Origin of the sequence: Streptomyces sp. NBC_00490 (genome assembly GCF_036013645.1) — a bacterium.
GTDB lineage: Bacteria > Actinomycetota > Actinomycetes > Streptomycetales > Streptomycetaceae > Streptomyces > Streptomyces canus_F.
Genome location: NZ_CP107869.1, coordinates 968,845 through 991,385, shown reverse-complemented (window position 1 = coordinate 991,385; position 22,541 = coordinate 968,845). Strand labels below are relative to the sequence as shown.

General features: G+C 70.9%; 20 protein-coding genes. 13 read left to right on the top strand and 7 right to left on the bottom strand.

Going from position 1 to position 22,541, the window contains the following annotated elements; genetic code table 11:
* Positions 1-119 precede the first annotated feature (119 nt).
* The gene (locus tag OG381_RS04280; RefSeq protein WP_327714739.1) at positions 120-1,184 is read right to left on the bottom strand and encodes a quinone oxidoreductase family protein; all 1,065 of its coding nucleotides are present in this window, start codon (positions 1,182-1,184) and stop codon (positions 120-122) included.
* 30 nt (positions 1,185-1,214) lie between these two features.
* Positions 1,215-2,402 carry an amidohydrolase family protein gene (locus tag OG381_RS04275; protein ID WP_327714738.1) on the bottom strand — a complete coding sequence of 396 codons (1,188 nt, stop codon included), beginning with the start codon at positions 2,400-2,402 and terminating at the stop codon, positions 1,215-1,217.
* A 406-nt stretch (positions 2,403-2,808) separates the two neighbouring features.
* Here OG381_RS04275 and OG381_RS04270 point away from each other — a divergent pair, with 406 nt between their 5' ends.
* Positions 2,809-5,229, top strand: coding sequence for an MFS transporter (locus tag OG381_RS04270; protein ID WP_327722378.1), 2,421 nt, complete (start codon positions 2,809-2,811; stop codon positions 5,227-5,229).
* Between the two features lie 16 nt (positions 5,230-5,245).
* Here OG381_RS04270 and OG381_RS04265 read toward each other — a convergent pair whose 3' ends face one another.
* The 3 genes from OG381_RS04265 to OG381_RS04255 form a co-directional block, all read right to left on the bottom strand.
* The gene (locus OG381_RS04265; protein ID WP_327714737.1) at positions 5,246-6,220 is read right to left on the bottom strand and encodes an Lrp/AsnC family transcriptional regulator; all 975 of its coding nucleotides are present in this window, start codon (positions 6,218-6,220) and stop codon (positions 5,246-5,248) included.
* 4 nt (positions 6,221-6,224) lie between these two features.
* The gene (locus OG381_RS04260) at positions 6,225-6,680 is read right to left on the bottom strand and encodes a MarR family winged helix-turn-helix transcriptional regulator (protein ID WP_327714736.1); all 456 of its coding nucleotides are present in this window, start codon (positions 6,678-6,680) and stop codon (positions 6,225-6,227) included.
* A gap of 147 nt (positions 6,681-6,827) precedes the next feature.
* Complete coding sequence (locus OG381_RS04255; RefSeq protein ID WP_327714735.1) at positions 6,828-7,280, bottom strand: MarR family winged helix-turn-helix transcriptional regulator; 453 nt, start codon at positions 7,278-7,280, stop codon at positions 6,828-6,830.
* A 279-nt stretch (positions 7,281-7,559) separates the two neighbouring features.
* On the opposite strand from OG381_RS04255, the gene OG381_RS04250 reads away from it, so the two are divergent.
* The 3 genes from OG381_RS04250 to OG381_RS04240 all read left to right on the top strand — a co-directional run bounded on the left by OG381_RS04250 (position 7,560) and on the right by OG381_RS04240 (position 11,021).
* Positions 7,560-9,095 carry an aldehyde dehydrogenase family protein gene (locus OG381_RS04250; RefSeq protein WP_327714734.1) on the top strand — a complete coding sequence of 512 codons (1,536 nt, stop codon included), beginning with the start codon at positions 7,560-7,562 and terminating at the stop codon, positions 9,093-9,095.
* Between the two features lie 21 nt (positions 9,096-9,116).
* Complete coding sequence (locus OG381_RS04245) at positions 9,117-9,434, top strand: hypothetical protein (protein WP_327714733.1); 318 nt, start codon at positions 9,117-9,119, stop codon at positions 9,432-9,434.
* Between the two features lie 96 nt (positions 9,435-9,530).
* Positions 9,531-11,021 (top strand): aldehyde dehydrogenase family protein, encoded by a 1,491-nt coding sequence (locus OG381_RS04240; protein ID WP_327714732.1) that lies wholly within the window; start codon positions 9,531-9,533, stop codon positions 11,019-11,021.
* 75 nt (positions 11,022-11,096) lie between these two features.
* Here OG381_RS04240 and OG381_RS04235 read toward each other — a convergent pair whose 3' ends face one another.
* Positions 11,097-11,870, bottom strand: coding sequence for an IclR family transcriptional regulator (locus tag OG381_RS04235; RefSeq protein WP_327714731.1), 774 nt, complete (start codon positions 11,868-11,870; stop codon positions 11,097-11,099).
* A gap of 121 nt (positions 11,871-11,991) precedes the next feature.
* On the opposite strand from OG381_RS04235, the gene OG381_RS04230 reads away from it, so the two are divergent.
* From OG381_RS04230 to OG381_RS04205, 6 genes are read left to right on the top strand one after another with little or no spacing between them, the layout of a single operon-like run.
* Positions 11,992-13,068 (top strand): cupin domain-containing protein, encoded by a 1,077-nt coding sequence (locus OG381_RS04230; protein WP_327714730.1) that lies wholly within the window; start codon positions 11,992-11,994, stop codon positions 13,066-13,068.
* On the top strand, positions 13,065-13,895 hold the full coding sequence (locus tag OG381_RS04225; RefSeq protein WP_327714729.1) for a fumarylacetoacetate hydrolase family protein: 831 nt from the start codon (positions 13,065-13,067) through the stop codon (positions 13,893-13,895). Before OG381_RS04230 ends, OG381_RS04225 begins: the two co-directional genes overlap by 4 nt.
* Entirely contained in the window at positions 13,892-14,617 is a 726-nt protein-coding gene (locus OG381_RS04220) for a maleylpyruvate isomerase family mycothiol-dependent enzyme (RefSeq protein ID WP_327714728.1), read from the top strand. The genes OG381_RS04225 and OG381_RS04220 overlap by 4 nt, the downstream gene beginning before the upstream one ends.
* Before the next feature lie 16 nt (positions 14,618-14,633).
* Entirely contained in the window at positions 14,634-16,187 is a 1,554-nt protein-coding gene (locus OG381_RS04215) for an FAD-dependent monooxygenase (RefSeq protein ID WP_327714727.1), read from the top strand.
* Positions 16,184-18,244 (top strand): acetate--CoA ligase family protein, encoded by a 2,061-nt coding sequence (locus OG381_RS04210; protein ID WP_327714726.1) that lies wholly within the window; start codon positions 16,184-16,186, stop codon positions 18,242-18,244. The genes OG381_RS04215 and OG381_RS04210 overlap by 4 nt, the downstream gene beginning before the upstream one ends.
* On the top strand, positions 18,237-19,895 hold the full coding sequence (locus OG381_RS04205; RefSeq protein WP_327714725.1) for a (2,3-dihydroxybenzoyl)adenylate synthase: 1,659 nt from the start codon (positions 18,237-18,239) through the stop codon (positions 19,893-19,895). The genes OG381_RS04210 and OG381_RS04205 overlap by 8 nt, the downstream gene beginning before the upstream one ends.
* 244 nt (positions 19,896-20,139) lie before the next feature.
* On the opposite strand, the gene OG381_RS04200 is transcribed toward OG381_RS04205, so the two are convergent.
* Complete coding sequence (locus tag OG381_RS04200; protein ID WP_327714724.1) at positions 20,140-20,817, bottom strand: type III effector protein; 678 nt, start codon at positions 20,815-20,817, stop codon at positions 20,140-20,142.
* Between the two features lie 127 nt (positions 20,818-20,944).
* Between OG381_RS04200 and OG381_RS04195 the strand changes: the two genes are divergently transcribed.
* The 3 genes from OG381_RS04195 to OG381_RS04185 all read left to right on the top strand — a co-directional run bounded on the left by OG381_RS04195 (position 20,945) and on the right by OG381_RS04185 (position 22,428).
* Positions 20,945-21,379: an Hsp20/alpha crystallin family protein gene (locus OG381_RS04195; protein ID WP_327714723.1), complete on the top strand. Its 435-nt coding sequence runs from the start codon at positions 20,945-20,947 to the stop codon at positions 21,377-21,379.
* 92 nt (positions 21,380-21,471) lie between these two features.
* The gene (locus OG381_RS04190) at positions 21,472-21,867 is read left to right on the top strand and encodes a DUF2267 domain-containing protein (protein ID WP_327714722.1); all 396 of its coding nucleotides are present in this window, start codon (positions 21,472-21,474) and stop codon (positions 21,865-21,867) included.
* Between the two features lie 108 nt (positions 21,868-21,975).
* Positions 21,976-22,428, top strand: coding sequence for a DUF2267 domain-containing protein (locus OG381_RS04185; protein ID WP_327714721.1), 453 nt, complete (start codon positions 21,976-21,978; stop codon positions 22,426-22,428).
* Positions 22,429-22,541: the final 113 nt, after the last annotated feature.

Below are 22,541 nucleotides of genomic sequence, written 5' to 3'. Positions count from 1 at the left end.
TCGTGCCTGGCGTCGCCCATCCGGCGCCGGGCCGCGGCGAGGGCGCCGGCGCTTCGCGGTGGGCGTGCTGCTCCGGTGGAGTACGAACGTCGCACTCCAACGGCCGCGGGCCCCAGGTGTCAGGGCAGGAGGATGACTTTGCCGACCTGGCGGTGGCTTTCCAGGTAGGTGTGGGCCTGGGCTGCTTCTGCGAGGGGGTAGGACCGGTCGATGATGGGGTGGATGTGTCCGGCGGCCAGTAGTTGAAGGCACAGTTGCTGGTCGCGCCGGGTGGCGCCGCGTACCCCGGCGATCTTCACTTGCTGGCCGATGAGGGTGAGTGCGTCCAGTTCGAGGCGGGAGCTTTGGCTGGGGGGTGTGCCCAGGACGGTGACGGTGGCGCCGAGGCGTGCGCAGGACAGGGAGAGCTGGAAGAAGTCGTTGCCGCCGACGCAGTCCCAGACGGCGTCGGCGCCCAGTCCGTGTGTCAGCTGTCTGACCTGTGCGGGCAGGTGGGGGTCGGTGGAGTGCAGGATGTGGTCGTAGCCGAGCGTCTTGAGTGCGTCGTCGCGGTCTGCTTTGGTGGTGGTGCCGATGACGGTGGCGCCGCTGAGTTTGGCCAGTTGGGCGCAGGCGGTGGCCATGCCGCCGCTGGCGCCGGTGATGAGCACTGTGTCGCCGGGGCCGACGGGTGCCTGGCGTGCGCAGTTGAGGGGGGTGGTGTAGGTCCACATGGTGGCGGCGGCGGTTGCGTAGTCGATGCCGTCGGGGATGGGCAGGACGGTGTCCTGGTGGCGTACGACGTATTGGGCGTATCCGCCGAAGGTCTGGTGTCCGGGGTAGGCGGTGTCGACGCACAGGTTTTCCAGTCCGCGGATGCACAGGGCGCAGTTGCGGCATGGTGGGTGGGGGAGTTGGACGGCTCGGTCGCCGGGGTGCCACTTGGTGACGTTGGTGCCGGTGGCGACGATTTCGCCGGCGGCGTCCCGGCCGAGCTGGAACGGCAGCGGCCACGCGGGTCGTCCCGGCAGGGGCTCGGGCAGGTTGCCGGTGCGGTAGCGGATGTCCCAGCTGTTGACGGCGGTGGCGTGCACGCGCAGCAGGATGTCGTCGGGGCCGACCTGGGGGATGGGTACCTCCAGGTACTGGAGCACCTCGGGTCCGCCATGTTCGAACAGGCGGACCGCCATCATGGTCTGTTCCACTCTCACGTTCCTTCGGATCGTTACGCGGTATCAGCGCGAGCCGGCGCGGCGGATGCGCGCCCGCAGCTTCGGGAACTGGTCGAGGGCGTTGTCCCGCTCCAGGGCGATCCGCTGGCGCCGGCTGTAGATCCCGTCGACGGTCGGCTCGGGGTCGCCTGTCTTGAGGACCGGCAGGCTGCCCTTGAGGAAGGGCATGGTCTCGAGGTTGTCGGCCGCGTAGAGGTGGCGGGTCGCCGGCCAGTCGCTGCCGAACATGATGTGGTCGGCGGGCACGAGGGACGACAGCGGCTCCAACTGCGCGGCGGTGAACGCCTGTGCGTCGTCGAAGAACATCCGCTTGATGTACGTGAGGGGGCCCTCCGGCAGCACCTCGTTGAAGGGCGGGAAGGCCGAGTGCCGGGTCGCGAGCCGGTAGGCCAGGAACGGCAGGGCGCCGCCGCTGTGCGTGAAGTGCCAGCGGATGTTCGGGTAGTCCCGCAGGACACCGTTGTAGATCAGGCTGGTCATCGCACGGGTCGCGTCGAAGGTGTACTCGAAGACGTTGTTCCCGGCCGGGATGTCGGGACCGAAGCAGAGCTTCGGAGCCGGGTTCACCTCCGGACCCGTCGGGTGGACGTAGACGTAGGCACCGCGGTCATTGAGGATCTCGTACAGCGGCGTGAAGGAGGGATCCCCCAGGTAGGTGCCCTTGTAGTTGGTGAGCAGGCAGATGCCGTCGAGGTCCAGTTCGCCGAGCGCGCGGTCCACCTCGGCCACCGAGCCCTCGATGTCGGGCATCGGGGTGACCGCGAAGATCCCGAACCGGTCACCGCGGGTCTGCACGAGGTCACGCGCGAAGTCGTTGACCGCGCGGGCGGTGGCGCGCCGGTCGTCGACCGGGCCGACGGTGACCTGGAGGTCGCCGAACGACAGGACGCTGGCCTGGATCCGGTACTGGTCCATGAAGGCCACGTGCCGATCGACCGACCAGGGCCCGTAGGCCCCGGTGATGGCGCCGAGCAGGCCGTAGCGCTTCAGGTAGTCGTTGTACACGTCGGGGGAGTAGTGCGCGTGGGTGTCGATACGCCAGTTGCCCTTCGGTAGCCCGTGCCCGCCGGGTGCCGCCGCCTCCCCGGAGGCCATGGCGGCCGGCATGGAGGCGGCCGCCGCCCCGACGAGCGCCGCGGCCGAGGTCGCTTCGATCACCCTTCGACGCGAGATGTTCCGTCGCAGGTTCATTTCCGGTGCTCCTCTTCGTTCTGTGGGGGGAGTCAGGTCGTACGCATGGGGTCGTGGCGCCGCGGCCAGGCGGGTGCGGCGCTGATGCGGGGGAACCCCTGCATGTCCGCCAGGTAACAGCCGTCCCATAAAGCACGTAGCACTCGGCCTATGAAGCTTCCATGAAGCGGACCTGCCCGGACCGGCGCCCACTTTCCGGGCCTGGCCCGTCGGATATCCCTCGTGAGGCCGCCGCGGATGTCGCTTTTCCCGGTTCTGGAAGCTGTGGCTGGCTCGGAAGGCGGAATGGGCCGGAAGGTAGCGGCCTGTAAGTCGAGTGCGGCCCCGCCGCGCCACAAGGGAGAGCTTCGTGAACGTCGTGCCCACGGTGAACGATCCGCGAGAACGGCAGGTGGCCACGCTGGTCATGGCCTGTCTCGGGATGTTCGTCGCCTATCTGCCGGTGACCACCGTCTCGGCGAGCCTGCCCGCCATCGCGAGCGCGTTGCACGCGTCCACCTCCCAACTGACCTGGGTCTCCTCCGCGTTCCAGCTCCCGATGGCCGCCTTCATCCTGACCGCCGGGGTCTTCGGTGACGTACACGGCCGCAAGAAGGTGTACCTGGCGGGCCTCGCGCTGGCCGGCGCGGGAGCCGTCATCGCGCTGTCGGCACAGTCGGTCGAGGTCTTGTGGGTCGGTCAGGCGTGTGCCGGGTTGGGCGCGGCCGCGTTGCTGCCGTCGACGCTGGCTTTGATCAGTCATGCCGTGCCCGACCCGCGCAAGCGCGGCACGTTCGTCGGACTCTGGGCGGCGTCCCTGATGGCCGCACTGGCCGTCGGACCGCTGATCGCCGGGGTGATCCTGGACCACACCACCTGGCGATGGATCTTCCTGCCGGCCGTACCGGTCGCGGTCGTCACCCTGGCGGTCGCGGCACCGCTGGTGACCGACTCCCGGGCTCCCGGTCAGCGACGGCTCGACTGGCCCGGTCAGATCACGGCAGCGGTGACGATCACCGCGCTGGTCTACGGCGTCATCGAAGGCGGCGCCGCATCGTTCACCGAGGGCCGGGTGATCGCGGCCCTGACGCTGGCGGCGGTCAGCGCCCTCGCCTTCGTCCTGGCCGAGCGCCGCAGCCCCAGCCCGATGCTGGACCTGTCGCTCTTCCGCAGCGCGGCCTTCAGCGCCACGACCCTGATCGCCATGATCACGTTCCTGGGGCTGATCGGTTTCTTCTTCGTCCTCAGCCTCTACTTCGGCCTCGTGCAGCGCCTCGACACCCTGCACGCGGGCTACCGGCTGCTGGTCGTCAGTTTCGTGTCCCTGGTCGTGGGCACGCTGGCCGGGCGCCTCATGCACCGCATCCCGCCCCGAGCCATGATCACCACCGGCCTGCTGCTCACCGCGGGATCGCTGCTGTCCTTGACCGCGATCGACGCCGGGACCGCCTTCGGTCCGCTGGCCTGGCGGCTGGCCCTGCTCGGTCTCGGTCTCGGCCTGGTGATCACCCCCATGACCGCTACGGCGGTCGCGTCGGTGCCGCATCATCTGGCCGGCATGGCGTCGGCGGGCAACAACGCCTTCCGGCAGGTCGGTGGTGCGCTCGGCCCGGCCGTGCTGGGCACCCTGCTGACGACCCGGAGTGTCGACACCCTGCCCGGCCACCTGCGCGACGCCGGCCTCACCGGGCCCGTGGCCGATCGGATCACCGGCGCGGTGAACGCGGGCGGTCTGGGAGCGGCGGCCCGCGTGAACCTCGGTCAGGACACCGGCCGGGCCATGGGCGCGGTGGGTGAGGCCTTCCTCGACGGCCTCTACCTGTGCCTGATCGTGGCCGCGTGTCTGGCCCTGGTCGCCGCGCTCGTGGGTGCGGTACTGCTGCGGACTCCGCAGCGCACCATGACGCCCGTGGCCGGCTCCGCGGATCAGGCGGCACCCGAGGACGCCACACCGTCCGTCGAGTTCGCGCCGGAGCCGGTGCTGGTCGGTGCCGCTGCCCGGGGGCGGTCGGGACAGTCGGGGCAGCGGTCGGGTGGGGTCGGCTCCGCAACCGGTGGTGACACATTCGTCCCTGACGGGGAGTGGGGTCCCGCCCTGCACGGCCGGATACGCGGGACGGCGGGGGAGGCGGTGGCGGGTGCCACGGTGACGCTGATCTCTCCGGGCGGGCGGCAGTTGGGCCGGGCCGTGGCCCCTTCCGGAGGCCGTTACCGTCTGGACGTGCCGAGTGCGGGATCGTACGTCCTGATCGCGGCGGCGGAGGGCCGTCAACCGCAGGCGTCCACCGTGGTGGTGGGTGAGGAGCCGCTGTCCCACGACATCGTGCTGTCCGCGAACAGCGGGTTGGCCGGCACGGTGGTCATCGCCGGGGACGGGTCGCCGTTGCCGGGCGCGACGGTGGCGGTGACGGACGTGCGGGGCGAGGCGCTGGCCGCTGAAACCACCGATGGATCAGGTGCGTTCGCGTTCGGTGAGCTGCCGGAAGGTGATGTCACGGTGGTGGTGAACGCGGCGGGATTCCGGCCCGCAGCGCTCCCGGTGCGGGTGTTCGGTCCTCGACTCGCCCGTCTGGATGTGGCGTTGTGGCCGGGGGCGGTGCTTCGGGGCACCGTACGGGTCGGCGCGGACCGCAGGCCGCTGACCCAGGCACGGGTCACGCTCGTGGACAAGGCGGGCAATGTGATCGGCACGGCGACCACCGGGCCGGACGGCGGCTATGCCTTCACCGACCTGGACGAGGGCGAGTACTCGGTGATCGCCAGTGGCTATCCGCCGGTCGCCGCGCCGGTGGCCGTGGACGGGCCGGGGCGCGAGTTCGACGTGGAGCTGGCACATCCGGACAGCTGAGCCGGCCGGCCGAGGGTCAGCGGCTCGGCTCGTAGTTGAGCTGCTTGACCTGGCGCAGGATGAGAGCCGACTCCACCGCTTGAATGCCGTCGAGGGCGCCGATCGTCTCGCTCAGGTAGGTGTACAGCTCGGCGACGTTCCGGAAGTGCACGGAGGCCACGATGTTGGCCTGGCCGGTGGTGGCGGACGCGAAGTGCACCTCCGGGTGCGCGGCGAGGCTGCGGCCCACCTCGGCGAGCGCGCGGGGTGCCACGGTGAGCCAGAGCATGGCGCTGACCTCCTGCCCGAGCGGCCCGTGGTCGTACTGCACGTCGAAGTACAGCACGCCGGTGGAGCGCAGGGACTCGAGCCGTCGTTTCACCGCGGACTCCGGCTGGCCGGTGGCGTTCTGGAGGTCGGTGAGGGTGGCCCGGCCGTCGCGGCGCAGCAGCGCGAGCAGCGCCTCGTCGGCCGCGTCCAGAACGACGGGGGCATCGAGCGGTGGCGGAGGCGGCCGGCGCAGGGCGGCTTCCTGGTCGGGGCTGAGCGCGTTGGACTTGTTCAGCCAGCTGAGGGAGCCGCCGTAGAAGGAGTGCAGCAGGCAGTGGGCGGTCACCGTGACGATCTGCCGGGTGCGCTGGAGCCGGTCGAAGAGCAGCTCGTCGCGCTCCTTCGGGCTGCGTGGTTTCATGCCGCAGATGACCTCGGTGCCACCGGAGATGAGGTTCACATAGAGCGTGTCGGGGCGTTTGGCGAGTGCGTCCGCGAGCTGTTCCGCCACGTCCGGGGTGCAGTGCAGCCGTACCAGCCAGCTCTGCCGGCCGAGGCGGTTGTCGTCCGTCATGCCGAGCACCCGCACGTTGACGGTGCTGCGCAGCCGGCGGTACCGCCGGGCGACGGTCTGGTCGGAGACGCCCAGGACGGCGGCGATACGGCTGAACGGGGCGCGTCCGTCGAGCTGCAGGGCTTGCAGTATCTGCAGGTCGAGGGGATCGAGGGTCGGCAGGCTCACTGTCCTACGCCTCCCGGACCACGTCGGCGACCTCGTCGAGCAGTGCCCTCAGCTGTGCGGCCTTCTTCGCGCCCAGCTTCTCGGCGATGCGCTGTTCGATCTCCACGATCACGGCGTCGGCGTCCCGCAGGCAGTCGCGCCCGGCGTCGGTGAGGTGCAGCTCCTGCACATGCCGGTGGCGCGGGTGCGGTCGGCGTTCGAGCTGACCACGCTCTTCCAGACGGGTCACTTGGGAGGCGATTGCCTGCGGGGTGACGTTGAGGCGGCGGGCCAGTTCCGCGCCGGTCAGTCCGGGGTCGCTGTGGACGGAGATCAGCAGGGTGTACTGCGCGGCCGCGAGGCCCAGCGGTCGCAGCCGCTGATCCTTGCGGGCCTGCGCCGCCCACTCCGCCCGCCGTAGCGCCCAGGTCACTCGGGTCAGTGCGTCGGCACCGATGGGCCGATCGTCATCGTGTGTCACGTGGCGAGAATACGGCACCTGTACACACATCAACTGCCTGATGGCAGCCAGCAGCCTGAATGCCCTCTGGGGGAGGTGCGGGTGGGCCTCCCGGGACAGGGAGGCCACGACTTGCGGGGTGCCGGTCAGTCGACGGCAGTGCGGGACTCAGGTCTCGCGAGCCGCCTCGGCCACCTTCTCGAGCAGTGCCCGCAGCTGACCGGCCTCCGAACCGAGGCCGTCGGTGATCTGCCGCTCGATGCCGGAGATCACCGCGTCGGCGGCGTGCAACGCCTCCCGCCCGGCGTCGGTGAGGTGCAGTTCCTGAATGTGCCGGTGGCGCGGATGCTCGCGCCTCTCCAGCTGCCCCCGGTTCTCCAGGCGCGCGACCAATGAGGCGACGGCCTGCGGGGTCACGTTGAGGCGGCGGGCCAGCTCGGCGCCGGTCAGTCCCGGGTCGCTGTGCACCGAGATCAGGAGTGTGTAGTGCGCCGCCGCCATGCCCAGCGGGCGCAGCCGTTGCTCCTTGAGTGTCAGTACCGCCAGCTCCGCGCGGCGCAAGGCCCAGGTCACCCGGTCAAGAGCATCGGCCCCGACGGGCTCCTCGTTGTGTCGTGTCACGCGAGAAGGATACGACACTTCATGAGCGTCAAGCGTTTGAGGTAAACCCAGCGGTTGCGGCCTCCGGTGTGGGCGGCGTCCGCTGCGCGCCTCTTGACCACGCTGTCAATTCACAAGAATCTTACTAGTTATCAAGCGTTTGACATCAGCCATTGGATTGATAATCTGATGCTTGCCAAGGTCTTCGAGCCATCGCTGCCCGAAGACCGTGTCCGCCACCTGCCGTCGCCCTCCGGGCGTGCTCCGGCGCGGGCAGTCCTCAGAAAGTGGGAGAAACCCATGACCAAGACCACTGAAACGATCACGCGTGATGGCGTCATCGGACAGGACGGAAGCGAGGTGGTGACCGTCGACCAGGCCACCGGGGCCGAGTTCGCCCGTTACCCCGTGGCCGGCAAGGAAGAGGCCGCCACGGCCGTCGCTGCCGCCCGCTCGGTCTCCGGGCCCTGGTGGGACCTCGGATTCGCGGGCCGCGCGGAGCGGCTGCGCGCATGGCGGCGGGAGATAGCCGTGAGCGGTGAGGAGGGGGCCGCCCTCATCCACGCCGAGAACGGCAAGCCGCTCGACGAGGCTCGCGTGGAGGTGCTCGGGATTCTGGAGCACGTGCAGTACGCCGTCGAGAACGCCGAGCGGGTGCTGGGACGCCGGGAGCTGCCCGGCAGCCCCACCGTGCCCAACCAGCGTGCGTGGGTCGAATACCAGCCCTACGGCGTCGTCGGTGTCATCGGCCCGTGGAACTTCCCCCTGCTCACACCGGGGGCCATCCTGATCGAGGCGATCGCGGCCGGAAACGCCGCCATCCTCAAGCCCAGCCAGATCACCCCCGGCGTCGGTGAGTGGCTCGTGCGGACCTGGCGGCGCGCGGTCCCCGACTTCCCGGACGTCCTGCAGTGCCTGAACGGGTTCGGGGCCACTGGCGGAGCGCTCATCGACGCCGGGCTGCACAAGCTCGCGTTCACCGGCAGTGTCGCCACGGGCAAGACGGTGGCGGCCCAGTGCGCGCAGACCCTCACCCCCGTGCTGCTGGAACTCGGCGGGAAGGACGGCGTCATCGTGGCCGAGGACGCCGACCTGGACGAGGCCGCCAGTCACGTCGTCTGGGGCGCCATCCAGAACACCGGACACGGCTGCATCAGCCTCGAAGTGGCCTACGTCGTGGAGTCGGTGCACGACGCGTTCGTCGAGAAGATCAGCGACCTTGCCCGACAGGTGCGCGTCGGCAGCGACGAGGCCGCGGAGATCGGGCCGGTTCCGCTGCCCACCCAGATCCCGATCATCAGGGAGCACATCCAGGACGCTCTCGATCGCGGCGCCACCGCCACGGTCGGCGGCCTCCAGGCAGTGGGGGAGCGCTATGTCACCCCGACCATCCTCGTCGGCGTGAGCCCCGACGCCCTGGCGGTGACCGAGGAGACGTTCGGACCCACGCTCGCCGTCGTCAAGGTCACCGACACCGAGGAAGCCATCGCGCACATCAACACCGGCCGCTACGGACTGGGCAGCGCTGTCTTCAGCCGCGACCGCGGCGAGGCCATCGCCCGTCAGCTCCGGGTCGGAATGACCAGCATCAACGACGCCCTGGTGTTCTCCATCAACCCCGCGGTGCCCTTCGGCGGTCGCGGTGACAGCGGTTACGGGCGCAAGCAGGGCGAGGAAGGGCTCCGTGAGTTCGCCTACCCGCACTCCTTCACCGCCAAGACAGGCCCCGCCCAGTTCTCCGCCACCACCTTCGGCCGGCCCGCCGGCGCGATGGCGGGAGCTCTCGCCGGTGTGCGCAACAGGATCCTGGCCGAGAGCGGCGAGAAGACCGACTGACCGCCAGTCGTTAAGCGGGGAATGCGCGCGAGCGGATGGTGCGTCCGGACAGCCACCGCGCCACCACCGAGGGAGAACGGCGATGTCCCACGCCGTCCTTTCCCAGCCGAGCCCTCACTCGCCGCCTCCTCGACCGCGGTCACCCGGCGAAGCCTTATCGCCACGACCTACGTACAACTGGCGCTGGAACTCGGCGTACCCAGTGGACGGATCAACAGGATCATCGACTTCGCGGGCGCGGCGAGGAACGGCACCAAGGCGGAGGGCAGCGCGGCGGCATCGAGCGCCGATGTGCTGCGGGAACTCGCCGCGCTGATCGCCGACACACGAACGGAATGATCGTTTTCAGGCACTGAGGGGCCGTCACCGACCGGCGGCCGCCCCGTCTTGCGAGCGAGCCGTCGACCCAAGCACACCCCTGAACGGAGCACGACCATGGCCACGTCGTCACCACCCGAGATCCGCACCCGGTGGTCGTCCGAGGACGCCGCCGATCAGTTCACCGTCGACAACCCCGCGACCGGCGCGCCGCTGGCCGTTGTGCACGGCGCCGGCGACAAGGAGGTCGACCAGGCCGTGCAGACGGCCTACGACGCGCACTTCGCGTGGAAGGCTCGCACCGCCCGCGAACGCGGCAGCTGGCTACGGAAGATCGCTCAGGCGGTGCGCGAGCACGCCGAAGAGATCGCGACCCTGGAGAGCAGCGACAACGGCAAGCCCCTGACCCAGGCGCGCAACGGAGACGTGAACGCGGCGATCGGGATCTTCGAGTACTTCGCGAGCCTGTGCGACTCCATGCCCGGCCAGGTCAACGACGGCGGAAGCCTGCTGGACATCACGGTGCTCGAACCCTACGGCGTCATCGGCGCGATCGTGCCGTTCAACTGGCCGCCGATTCACACCGCCAGCAAACTGGCCCCGGCGCTGGCCGTCGGCAACGCGGTGGTGATCAAGCCGCCGGAGCAGGCCCCGCTGTCGGCCCTGCGCATGGTGGAGATCATCCAGTCCGTCCTGCCCGACGACGTGGTGCACATCATTCCGGGCACCGGCTCGATCGGATCGCGGCTGGCAGGGCACCCGCTCGTCGGCAAGGTCTCGTTCACCGGGTCGCCCACCACCGGGGTCTCGGTCATCAAGACCGCGGCCGACCGCCTGACGCCGACCCTGATGGAGCTCGGCGGCAAGGACCCGTTCATCATCTTCGAGGACGCGGACCTCGACCAGGCGCTGCCGTGGGCGATCGAGGGCGGCCTCTACAACCAGGGTGAGGCGTGCACCTCGGCGTCCCGGGTCCTGGTGCACGCCGACATCTACGACGAGGTCGCGCGCCGCTACGGCGACGCGGTGAAGCGGCTGCGCGTCGGCAACGGCGCCGATCCGGGCACGCACATCGGCCCGATGGTGTCCGCCGCCCAGCGCAAGCGGGTGCTGGACTACATCGACATAGGTGTCCAGGAGGGTGCCACGATCGCGGCGCAGGCACCGCTCCCCGACGACCCCGAGCTGGCGGGCGGCTTCTACGTCGCGCCGACGCTGTTCACCGGCGTCCGCCCGGACATGCGCATCGCGCGGGAGGAGATCTTCGGCCCGGTCATCTCGATGATCCCGTTCCGCGACGAGGACGAGGCCGTCAAGATCGCCAACGGCACCGAATTCGGCCTGGTCGCGGCGGTGTTCACGCCGGATTCCGAGCGCGCGCTACGGGTCAGCCGCGCCCTGCACACCGGGTTCGTCTTCGTGAACAACTACAACCGGAACTTCACGGGCGCGCCGTTCGGCGGTGTCGGCGCGAGCGGCTTCGGCCGGGAGACCTCGGCGGAAACCCTGCGCGAGTACGGCTACAGCAAGAACATCCGCCTGGTCTCCGGCAGGGGCGAGATACCGCGCTGGGCGCCGTCTTTCGAGGTGACCGGACACGGCCGGTGACCGACCCGGTCTCCCGGGCGGGGGCCGACGGTGTGCGGCACTCGGTGGGATGACGGTGCCGCACGCCGCCGTCGTTCACAGACCCTGACCGATGTCCTGCACGGCCGCCAGCAAGGGACGGGACAACGCTGCCAGGCTCGCGCGGGTGCACCGCACCGACGGAGCGGCGACCGCCACGGCGGCCACGGCGGCTCCCGTGCGGTCGCGCACACACGCGCCGACGGCGTGCACTCCGCGCTCGCTCTCCTGGAGGTTGATCGCGTAGCCGTCCCGTCGCACCGACACCAGCTCGTTCACGAGGCTCTCGAAGTCCTTGGGTGCCTTGGCCCGGTCCCCGGGAAGCCCGTTGGGGAAGAGGGCCCGGAGCCGGTCGGCCGGCAACGCCGCGAGCAGGGCCTTGCCGCCCGAGGTGACGTGGGCGGGCAGGAGGGTGCCGGTGCGGTAGCTGACGCGCAGCGCCTGGGGGCCCTCCACGCCGTCCAGGAAGCGGGCGCCGTTGCCCTCGAGCACCATCAGGTGGGTCGTCTCACGGACGGTGTCCGCCAGCCGTCGCAGGTGGGGGTGGGCGAGCGTGACCAGATCCGGGGGAGGAGCGGCCTGGCTTCCCCTGATCGCCTGCAGGGCGGGTCCCGGCCGGTACACCTTGTGGCGGTCCTGCGCCGCGAATCCCTCGAAGACGAGCATCGCGAGGATCCGGTGAGCGGTCGAGCGCGCGACGCCGAGCCGGTCGGCGACATCCATCACCCGCAGCTCGTCGAGCTCGTGCAGCAGCCGGACGACGCGCAGCGCGTTGCCGGCGCCACTCACCGGATACGACGGAGTGGCCGACCTATCCACTGCATTCTCCATAGCGGAATCCTACTCTTCAAGGATTCCGGTCAGGGGAAACATCGGCGTAGCGTCAGGAAACAGCGCGGACCGATGCGCGCTTCTTCCGGCGGTCGCCGAACAACACGACGTGGAGGTTTCCGTGACCGACACCACCAGCGAACAGACCGAGCGCAAGCTGCTCGACGAGCTGTACGCGGACTTCGAGGACGCGGGCCTGATCCCGCTGTGGACCCAGGTGGACGGCCTCATGCCGATGTCGCCGCAGCCCGCCGCCGTCCCGCACCTGTGGCGGTGGGCGGAGCTGCTGCCCATCGCACAGCGCTCCGGCGAACTCGTACCGGTGGGGCGCGGCGGCGAGCGCCGCGCCATGGCCCTGTCCAACCCCGGCCTGCCGGGCCGCCCTTACGCCACCGCGACCCTGTGGACCGCGATCCAGTACCTGGGGCCGCGCGAGGTCGCCCCCTCCCACCGGCACAGCCAGGGAGCCTTCCGGTTCGTGGTCGAAGGCGAGGGCGTGTGGACCAACGTCGACGGCGACGCGGTGGCGATGCGGCGAGGTGACCTGCTGCTCACGCCGAGCTGGGCCTTCCACGAGCACCAGAACGTCACCGACCGGCCGATGGCCTGGCTCGACGGCCTCGACATCCCCCTCGTCTCCCAACTGGACGCCGGCTTCTTCGAGTTCGGCCCCGACGAGCTCTCCACCCGCGAAACCCCCGACCGCTCACGCGGCGAACGACTGTGGGGCCACCCCGGACTGCGCCCGATCAGCCAGCCCGACCAGCCCAACTCCCCACTGAACGCCTACCGCTGGGAACACACCGACGCCGCCCTGACCGCCCAGCTGGAGCTGGAGGACGAAGGCGTCCCCGGCGTACTGGAGCCCGGCCACGCCGGAATCCGCTTCTCCAACCCCACCACCGGCAAGGACGCCCTGGTCACGATGCGCACCGAGATGCGCCGACTGCGGGCCGGCACCCAGACCGTCCCGGTGCGCACCGTCGGCTCCGCGGTCTGGCAGGTCTTCGACGGCGAGGCGGTGGCCCGCGTCGGCGACAAGGTCTTCGAGATCGCCAAGGGCGACCTGTTCGTCGTCCCGTCCTGGTGCGAGGTCTCGCTGTCCGCCCGCACTCAGATCGACCTGTTCCGCTTCAGCGACGAGCCCGTCTACGAGGCCCTGGGCCTCGCCCGTACCTCCCGAGGAGAACAGAAGTGAAGCTCGCCACCATCCGGGTCAACGGCACCACGCGCGCCGTCCGCGTCGACGACGACAAGGCAGTGGACCTCGGCGAGGGCGACCTGGTGGCCTTCCTGCGCCACGCCGACTGGGCGGCGCGTGCCGCGGGCGCCGACGGCGAGACCTACGAAGGCGCCCTGGCCTACGCCCCGGTGGTCGTCGCACCGGAGAAGGTCGTGTGCGTCGGCCTCAACTACCGCACCCACATTCTGGAGATGGGCCGCGAACTCCCCTCGCACCCCACACTGTTCAACAAGTACGCGCGGGCCCTGGTCGGCGCCTACGACGACGTGACCCTGCCCGCCGCGTCCGCGCAGATGGACTGGGAGGCCGAACTCGGCGTCGTCATCGGCGCCGAGGTCCGGCACGCCGACCCGGAGCAGGCACGCGCCGCGATCGCCGGATACACCGTGCTCAACGACGTCACCGCCCGCGACTGGCAGTACCGCACCACCCAGTGGGACCAGGGCAAGACCTTCGAGGCCACCACACCCATCGGACCGTGGCTGGTGACCGCCGACGACCCCGCGGTGTCCGCCCAAGGACTCAGCCTGACCTGTGAAGTCGACGGTGACACGGTCCAGAAGGCCGACACGGGCGACCTCGTCTTCGACCCGGCCACGCTGGTCGCGTACCTGTCCGAGATCATCACGCTGGTGCCCGGCGACGTGATCGCCACCGGTACACCGGGCGGAGTCGGCCATGCCCGCAAGCCCGCCCGCTATCTGCAGGACGGTTCGCTCCTCGTCACCCGGATCGAGGGGATCGGCGAGACCCGCAACACCTGCCGCCGGGAGACGCGGTGAGCTCACGCCCGGCCCCGATGCTGGAGCAGGCGGCCAAGGGCACGGCGGCCTTCGAGGCCGCCGTGCACCGGCTGACCGACCCGGGCATCACCAGGCCCTCGTCCCTGCCGGGCTGGAGCCGGGCCCACCTCGTCGCCCACGTCGCCCGCAACGCCGACGCACTCGTCAATCTGCTGACCTGGGCGCGTACCGGAGTCGAGACGCCCATGTACACCAGCGGCGACCAGCGTGCCCGCGAGATCGAGCAGGGCGCCCGGCGCCCGGCCACGGAGCTGCGTGCGGACCTGCTCGCGGCCGACAGCCGGCTCGCCGCGGAACTCACCGCCCTGCCGGACGAGTGCTGGGCAGCGACCGTCCGCACCGCGCGAGGCCGTGAGGTGCCCGCCTCCCAAGTGGCCTGGATGCGGGTGCGCGAGGTGTGGGTGCACGCCGTCGACCTGAACATCGACACCAGCTTCGACGACGTCCCGCACGAGGTGTGCGCCGCGCTCCTGGACGACGTGACAGCCGCCTTCCGGGCCCGCCAGGACTGTCCCCCCGTCGAACTGCGGACCCAGGACGCCGATCGCACCTGGCCCCTGGGCGCGCCCGGCAGCGCGGAACCGGTCGTGGTGAGCGGTGACCTGCCCAGCCTGGCCGCCTACGCGACCGGGCGACCTGTGCCCGGCCCCCTGTACCCGACCGGTGGGGCATCCCTGCCGAAACTGCCCGCGTGGCTGTGAGCGCGAAGGAATGACGATGAAAGTTGCCTGCATCGGCGCAGGCCCCGGAGGACTCTTCTTCGCCACGCTGGTGAAGCGGAGCCGGCCCGAGGCCGAGGTCGTGGTCTTCGAACGCAACCGCCCCGACGACACGTTCGGCTTCGGCGTGGTCTTCTCCGACGCCACCCTCGACGCCATCGACGCCGCCGACCCCGTCCTCAGCGAGGCGCTGGACAAGCACGGCAGGCACTGGGACGACATCGAGGTCCGCGTGCACGGCGCCCGCGAGCGCGTCGGCGGCATGGGTATGGCGGCCGTGGTGCGCAAGACGCTGCTGAGCCTGTTGCAGGAGAGGGCCCGCGCCGAGGGCGTCGAGATGCGTTTCCAGCACGAGGTCCGCGATCCCGCCGAGCTGGACGACTTCGACCTGGTGGTGGTGTGCGACGGCGCCAACAGCCGCTTCCGCACCCTGTTCGCCGACGACTTCGCACCCACGGCGGACGTGGCGAGCGCGAAGTTCATCTGGTTCGGTACCAGTTACCTGTTCGACGGGCTCACCTTCGTCCACCAGGTCGGCCCTCACGGTGTCTTCGCCGCCCACGCCTACCCCATCAGCGACTCGCTGAGCACCTTCATCGTCGAAACCGACGCGGACTCCTGGGCCAGGGCCGGACTCGACGCCTTCGATCCGTCGACCCCGCCGGGCCTGAGCGACGAGAAGACCAAGAGCTACCTGGAAGACCTCTTCCGCGACCAGATCGACGGGCACCCACTGGTCGGCAACAACTCCCGCTGGGCCAACTTCGCCACCCGCAGGGCCCGTTCCTGGCGACGGGGCACATGGGTGCTGCTCGGCGACGCCGCGCACACCGCACACTTCTCCGTCGGGTCCGGCACCAAGATGGCCATGGAGGACGCGGTCGCGCTGGCCGAGGCCCTGGGGGAGGCGCCGCACAGCGTGCCGGAGGCGCTGGAGATCTACGAGGAGCGTCGCCGCCCCAAGGTCGAGAAGATCCAGAACTCGGCGCGGCCCAGCCTGTCGTGGTGGGAGCACTTCGGCCGCTACGTCCGCTCCTTCGACGCCCCGACGCAGTTCGCCTTCCACTTCCTCACCCGCAGCATCCCGCGCGGCAAACTCGCCGTGCGCGACGCGGCGTACGTGGACCGCGTCGACGGATGGTGGCGGCAGAGCCACGACGCACCACCCCTGGAGACACCCTTCCATGGCGGACCGTTCCGGCTCCCTTCACGCCGAGTGACAGCCGGCGACGAGGTCCTCACCGGGACCGACGGCACCGGCATCCCGATGGCCCCCTTCAGCGGCCAGACGTCGGGGGCGGGCGTGTGGATCGACGCCCCGGACACCGAGGAGGGGTTGCCGCTCGCCCTCGATCAGGTGCGGGAAACGGCAGAGGCGGGCGCTCCGCTCATCGGCGTACGCGGTGGTACGGCGCTGACCCGCGTGCTGGTCGCCGAGGAGGCCCGGCTCGCGCACGGCCTGCCCTCCGCCGTCATCGGCGCGTACGACGACGACAGCGCGACCACGCTGCTGCTGTCCGGCCGCGCCGACCTCGTCGGAGGCATCAAGTGACCGGCCTGGAACCGCTGTTCGCGCCCCGAGCCATCGCCGTACTCGGCGCGTCGGCCACCCCCGGAAAGCTCGGCGCGGCGATGACCGACTCCCTCGCCTCCTTCCCCGGACCGGTGATGAAGGTCAACACCGGCCGCCCGGACCCAGACCGGGGCTTCTTCCCGAGCATCGCCGAAGCCTCCGCGGCCCACGACGTCACACCGGACCTGGTCATCTCCTGCATTCCGGCCGCCGTGACCGCCGACGCGCTGCGCGAGGCGGCGGCCGCGGGTGCCCGCGCCGCCCTCGTGTGCGCCGGAGGATTCGCCGAAGCCGGCGGCGAGGGCGCGCTGTACCAGCAGGCGTTGGCCGAGGTGGTGCGGGACACCGGCATCCGTGTCCTGGGGCCCAACACCTCGGGCTTCCTCGCCCCCCACCGACGGCTGACGGCCAGTTTCGTGCCGGGCGCGGCCGACCTGGCTCCGGGGCCGGTGGCGGTGGTGGCCGCGAGCGGCGGCGTGAACCACGCGCTGGCCTTCGCCCTGGCCGAGGCCGGCGTGGGCCTGCGCCTCGGGGTCGGGCTGGGCAACAGCCTGGACGTCACGCAGGCCGACGTACTGCGCCACCTCGCGGAGGACGACGACGTACGGGCCGTCGCCCTGCACGTGGAGACCGCCGCGGAAGGCCGTCGCCTCACCGAGGCCGTACGTCGCCTGACCGGTCGTGTCCCCGTCGTGGCCCTGGTCGTCGGCCGCAGCGACATCGGCGACTTCGCCCGCTCCCACACCGGCGCACTGGCCACCTCCTGGCGCGTCACCCGGGCAGCTCTGCGCCAGGCCGGAGCCGTCCTCGTCGATGACGAACGCGACCTCGTCGACGCCGTCACCGCGCTCAGCCGGGTACGCCTCACCGCCCACCCCCGCCCGGGCATCGGCCTGGTCACCGCACAGGCCGGACCCGGTCTGCTGCTCACCGACGACCTGCGCTCCCACGGCATTCAGGTCCCGCCGCTGGTCGAACGGACGGTGAAGGAGCTGCGGGACCTGCTCCCGGCCCTCACCTATCTGAACAACCCCGTCGACACCGGCCGCCCCTCACCCACCCTCACCCAGGTCGTGGAGCGGGTCTCGGAAGATCCCGGCATCGACGTCACCGCCGTGTACGGGCTGCTGGAACCCACGGCCGTCGACCTTCCCGCCGCGCTGGCCGGCGCCCGCACCGCCACCCCGCTCGTCGCCGTCGTCGGCGGGCCCGTGGAGCAGGCTCGGCAGACCCGCCGACAACTCGGCGAAGCCGGAATCCCCTGCGCGGCCACACCGGCCTCCGGATCGACCATGGTGCGCGCGCTCGTCGAGGACGCGGCGGCCCGCTTCCGTCTCGAGGCCAACGTGGTCACCGTCCCCGAAGTACCCACCCTGCCCCCGTCGGGCCCGGTCGACGAGCACACCGCCAAGGGCGTCCTCGCGGAGCTGGGCATCCGTACGCCCGTGCGCCGCGTGTGCGCCGATCCGGCCGCGGCGCACGCGGCTCTCGACGACCTCGGCGGACCGGTCGTCGTGAAGATCCTCGATGCGGAGGTCCTGCACAAGACGGAGGTCGGCGGGGTCCAGGTCGGCATCCGCACACACGAGGAGCTCGAAGACGCCCTCGCCCGCATGCCCGCCAGCCCCGCGCTGCTGGTCGAGCAGATGGCGCCCACGGGCCCCGAACTCATCGTCGGCGTACGCCGCGACCCCGTCTTCGGTCCCGTGCTGGCGCTGGGCGCCGGGGGAACCGCCGCCGAAATCCTCGGCGACGTCTCTCTGCGCCTCGCGCCGCTGTCCGCGCAGGAGGCCCACACGATGCTCGACGAGCTCGCCACCCGCGAGATGTTCCTCGGCGCGCGCGGCGCCACCCCGGTCGACCGCGCACGACTCACCCACGTGCTGCTGGCCCTCGCCTCCCTCGCCGCCGACGCGGCCGTGGCCGAGTGCGAGATCAACCCCCTGCGCGTCCTTCCCGACGGCGACGTCGTCGCGCTCGACGCCGTACTTCTGCTGCGTGACACCCGGGATCAAGGAGGATCCGACGATGCGTGAAGGATTCGTTCCCTGGCCCAAGGAAGCGGCGGACCGCTATCGCGAGGCCGGGTACTGGCGGGCCCGGCCGCTCGGGTCGTACCTGCACGAATGGGCCGCGGCCTACGGCGACACGGTGGCCGTCGTGGACGGCGACACGCGTCTGACGTATCGCCAACTCGTCGACAGGGCCGACGCGTTGGCGTGCCGCCTGCTGGATTCCGGACTGGTCCCCGGTGACGCGATGCTCGTGCAGCTGCCCAACGGCTGGGAGTTCGTCACGCTCACCCTGGCCTGTCTGCGGGCCGGGATCGCCCCCGTGATGGCGCTGCCCGCGCACCGCGGTCACGAACTGCGCTACCTGGCCGCGCATGCCGAGGTCACGTCGATCGCCGTACCTGACCGCATCGGCGACTTCGACCACCAGGCCCTGGGACGCGAGGTCGCCCAAGCCACGCCGAGCGTACGGCTGTTGCTCGTCGCGGGTGGCACGGGCGGCGCCGACGCCACGGATCTGCGCGCCCTGGCCGAACCGGCCGACGACCCGGCCGCCGCGCGCGCCCGGCTCGACCGGATCGCCCCGGACAGCGGCGACATCGCCGTCTTTCTGCTCTCCGGCGGGACGACCGGACTGCCGAAGCTCATCACCCGCACCCACGACGACTACGAGTACAACGCGCGGCGCAGCGCCGAAGTCTGCGGCTTCGACCGGGACTCCGTCTACCTGGTGGCACTGCCCGCCGGGCACAACTTCCCGCTGGCCTGTCCCGGGATCCTGGGCACCCTCATGAACGGCGGCCGTGTCGTTCTGGCCCGCACCCCGGATCCCGACAAGGTGCTGCCCCTGATGGCGGCCGAGGGAGTGACGGCCACCGCCGCCGTGCCGGCCGTCGTCCAGCGGTGGATCGACGCCGTGACCTCCGGCCGCCACCCCGCCCCGCCCGCACTACGGCTCCTTCAGGTCGGCGGCGCCCGTCTGGCCCCGGAGGTCGCCCGCCGTGCCGAACCGGTGCTCGGGGGCACGCTCCAGCAGGTGTTCGGCATGGCGGAAGGCCTGCTGAACTACACGCGCGGGGACGACCCCGACGACGTCAAGATCGAAACCCAGGGACGCCCCATGTGTCCCGACGACGAAATCCTCATCGTCGACGACTCCGACCACCCCGTACCCCCCGGAGGCATGGGCGCCCTCCTCACCCGCGGCCCGTACACCCCGCGCGGCTACTACCGGGCCGATGAGCACAACGCCCGCGCCTTCACCCCTGACGGCTGGTACCGCACGGGCGACATCGTCCGGGTGCACCCTTCGGGCAACCTCGTCGTCGAAGGACGCGACAAGGACATGATCAACCGGGGTGGCGAGAAGATCTCCGCGGAGGAGGTCGAGAACCTCGTCTACCGCCTGCCGGGTGTCGCCCGCGTCGCCGCTGTCGCCAAGCCCGATGCGGACCTGGGGGAGCGGGTGTGCGTGGTCGTCGTCGCCGAACCGGGTGCTGACCTGTCCCTCGCAGGGGTCCGCACCGCCCTCGCCGCGATGCAGGTGGCCCGGTACAAGCTCCCCGAAGACCTGCGGATCGTGGACGAGCTACCGCTGACGAAGGTCGGCAAGATCGACAAGAGGCGATTGCGGGACATCGTCGGAAACGAGGCCGGCTCGGTCGAGGTGGTCTGACGCGAGGAGGCCGGACCGAGGACATCGGCGGCGGCGTCCAACTCCCCGACGGGGTGGGCCGCCGGCCCGAGCCGGCTCGGCGATGCGGTGAAGGCCCCGCTCGAAATCACGGTGGCATGCGTGCAGGCCGCGGTGCGCTGTGCGCAGCGCCGGCAGGTGGTGGCTCGGGCCCTGGTGCTGGAAGTCCCAGGTCCCGGGCCGTCGTTGCCCGTAGTACGGCCGTCCATCACGAGATCGCAGCGGGTCAGGCGCGGTTACGGCGCTGGTCTTCGCTGCGTCGGCGGAGTCGGCCGGTGTGGTGGGTGAGGTCGTCGACACGGGCGGCGAGGCCGGGGTGGCCTGCCAGGTAGGGGTGCGCGTCCGTCAGAGGGGCGACGAGGGCAGCCGGGTCGTTGTCGGCGAGAGCCGCGTTGAGTGCGGCCAGCGGGGTCCGGGCGGCGGCGGGGAGATCGGTGAGCGCCGTGATCTGACCGGCGAGCCGGCGCAGGGTGGCGGCGTTGGCGCGGGCCCAGGCGGTGACGGTGCGGTCGGCGGCGCGGCGGTCGCGGGTGGCTGTCACCCGCTGCTCGCCCGTGGACCCCGGCGTTCCCGGGCGAACGCGCAGGTAGCGGCGTTCGGCAGCCTGGCGGCTGGAGACGCCGAGCGGGTGGGCGAGGTCGGCCCAGCTGGCGCCGGCCTCCCGTGCGGCTTCGATCAGGCCCGGTTCCCACTCGGCGAGTTGCTCGCGTGCCTCGCGCAGCAGCAGGAGCACGGCGAGTGCCCGCTCGGAACCGCTCTGATCGGACTCAGGGGGCGCGCCGTCCTGTCCGGTCTGTGCGGTGTGCAGGGCCTCGTGGATCGTGTCCAGCGCTGTCGCGGCGGCGAGGAACGATGCCGGCGAGAGGCCGTGGGCGCGGGGGGTGGGCTCATCATCCCTGGTCATCGGGCCTCCACAGTCATGTCATCCTTTCGATGACTCAGAACTTGTCATCGTTTGGATGACATGTTACAACGATGGCAGGTGAACGCATTGGCACAGTGCCTGATCCGAACGCTGGAGGTGTTTGACGATGTTGATGCGTACCGACCCTTTCCGTGAGCTCGACCGGCTCACCCAGCAGCTCCTGAACACGAACGGCACCTGGTCGCGGCCGTCGGCGATGCCGATGGACGCCTACCGTGAGGGCGAGGAGTACGTGATCGCCTTCGACCTGCCCGGTGTGGCCTCGGACGCGATCGACATCGACGTCGAGCGGAACATGCTGACTGTCAAGGCCGAGCGCCGTCCCGTCAACAAGGCGGACGACGTCCAGATGGAGCTCTCCGAGCGGCCGCTGGGCGTCTTCTCCCGCCAGGTCGTACTCGCCGACAGCCTGGACACCGAGCACATCAAGGCGGACTACGACGCGGGGGTGCTGACCCTGCGTATCCCGATCGCCGAGCGCGCCAAGCCCCGCAAGATCACCATCGGTGGCGGGTCCACGCGCAAGGAGATCAGCGGCTGAACCCCTTCCGGCCGCACCGGAGGACGGGGACGGCCTCCCCGTGAGCGGCCCCGTCCTCCGTTCGCCGCCCACACACAGGCACGGGAGCAGCAATGGTGATGCGATGGGAGGCGTTCCTCGACCACGTCAAGGAACGCGGCGGATACGAGAGCACCGAGGAAGCCGCGCGGGCCGCCCGCACGGTGTTGGCGATGCTGGGTGCGCACGTGGTGGGCGAGGTGAGAGCGGAACTGGCCGCACGGCTGCCGGAGGAGCTGGCGCTCATCCTGGTCAACCCGCTCCAGGCGCGCGAGCCGCTGTCCCCCGAGCGGTTCGTGAGGGCCACCGCGGCATGGATCGAGGGAGCGACCGAACAGACCGCCGCCTGGGACGTGAGCGCCGTGCTCAGCGTGGCCGCCGATGCGGCGGGCGATGAGCTCACCCGCCGCATACTGCTCCAACTCCCGGCGGGTTATGACCTGTTGTTCGGCCACCCTCAGCGCGTCTAGCACCGGCAGCCGCACTCCTCCGCCCAGGCGACGCCGAGACCGGGGGCGGGGGATTTTGCGCCGCTCACCGGCGAACCATCCTCGACGAGAAAGGCAACCGCGTCAGCGATGATCGACCAGCAACTACCGGGCATCACGGGTGTCACGTTCGAGCAGATGCTGGAACAAGTGCGCTACGAAGGCGCCTATGCCACCCGCGCCCAGGCCGAACAGGCCGTGCGCGCCGTGCTGGACGCCTTCGGACGTCAGCTCACGGGCGATGAACGCGTGGAACTCGCGGCCCGACTGCCGTACGAGGCCGCTGTCACGTTCACCTCCCAGATCCCCGCCACCGAACCCCTCACCGGCTGGGGCTTCGTCAAGGAGCTGGCGTCACGCACCGGCGGCAGTCTGGCCACCACACGCTGGGACACCGGCACCGTCCTGCGCATCGTGGCCCAGCTCGCCGGCGAGGAACTCCTCAACCGCATCCTCGCCCAACTCCCTTCCGGCTACGCCCTGTTGTTCGGCCGTGCGGAGCTGACCGCCTGCGTCCCGTCCCGCACTGCTGTGGGCACGTGACCGGCTGACCGATCGGGCGGCCCGCGTGGAGTGCCCGTCCACGGGCGGGCTACGGCCGTGGCAGTGCTGTCCGGTTTGCGCTGAGCGGCCGCCGTGTTGGTGTGCGGGAACGT

Coding starts and splice junctions, on each gene's coding strand:
- OG381_RS04195 (WP_327714723.1), top strand. CDS start 20,945: ATGTTGATGCGTACCGACCCTTTCCGTGAGCTCGACCGGCTCACCCAG.
- OG381_RS04200 (WP_327714724.1), bottom strand. CDS start 20,817: ATGACCAGGGATGATGAGCCCACCCCCCGCGCCCACGGCCTCTCGCCG.
- OG381_RS04250 (WP_327714734.1), top strand. CDS start 7,560: ATGACCAAGACCACTGAAACGATCACGCGTGATGGCGTCATCGGACAG.
- OG381_RS04275 (WP_327714738.1), bottom strand. CDS start 2,402: ATGAACCTGCGACGGAACATCTCGCGTCGAAGGGTGATCGAAGCGACC.
- OG381_RS04190 (WP_327714722.1), top strand. CDS start 21,472: ATGGTGATGCGATGGGAGGCGTTCCTCGACCACGTCAAGGAACGCGGC.
- OG381_RS04245 (WP_327714733.1), top strand. CDS start 9,117: ATGCGCGCGAGCGGATGGTGCGTCCGGACAGCCACCGCGCCACCACCG.
- OG381_RS04270 (WP_327722378.1), top strand. CDS start 2,809: ATGGCCTGTCTCGGGATGTTCGTCGCCTATCTGCCGGTGACCACCGTC.
- OG381_RS04215 (WP_327714727.1), top strand. CDS start 14,634: ATGAAAGTTGCCTGCATCGGCGCAGGCCCCGGAGGACTCTTCTTCGCC.
- OG381_RS04185 (WP_327714721.1), top strand. CDS start 21,976: ATGATCGACCAGCAACTACCGGGCATCACGGGTGTCACGTTCGAGCAG.
- OG381_RS04240 (WP_327714732.1), top strand. CDS start 9,531: ATGGCCACGTCGTCACCACCCGAGATCCGCACCCGGTGGTCGTCCGAG.
- OG381_RS04205 (WP_327714725.1), top strand. CDS start 18,237: ATGCGTGAAGGATTCGTTCCCTGGCCCAAGGAAGCGGCGGACCGCTAT.
- OG381_RS04235 (WP_327714731.1), bottom strand. CDS start 11,870: ATGGAGAATGCAGTGGATAGGTCGGCCACTCCGTCGTATCCGGTGAGT.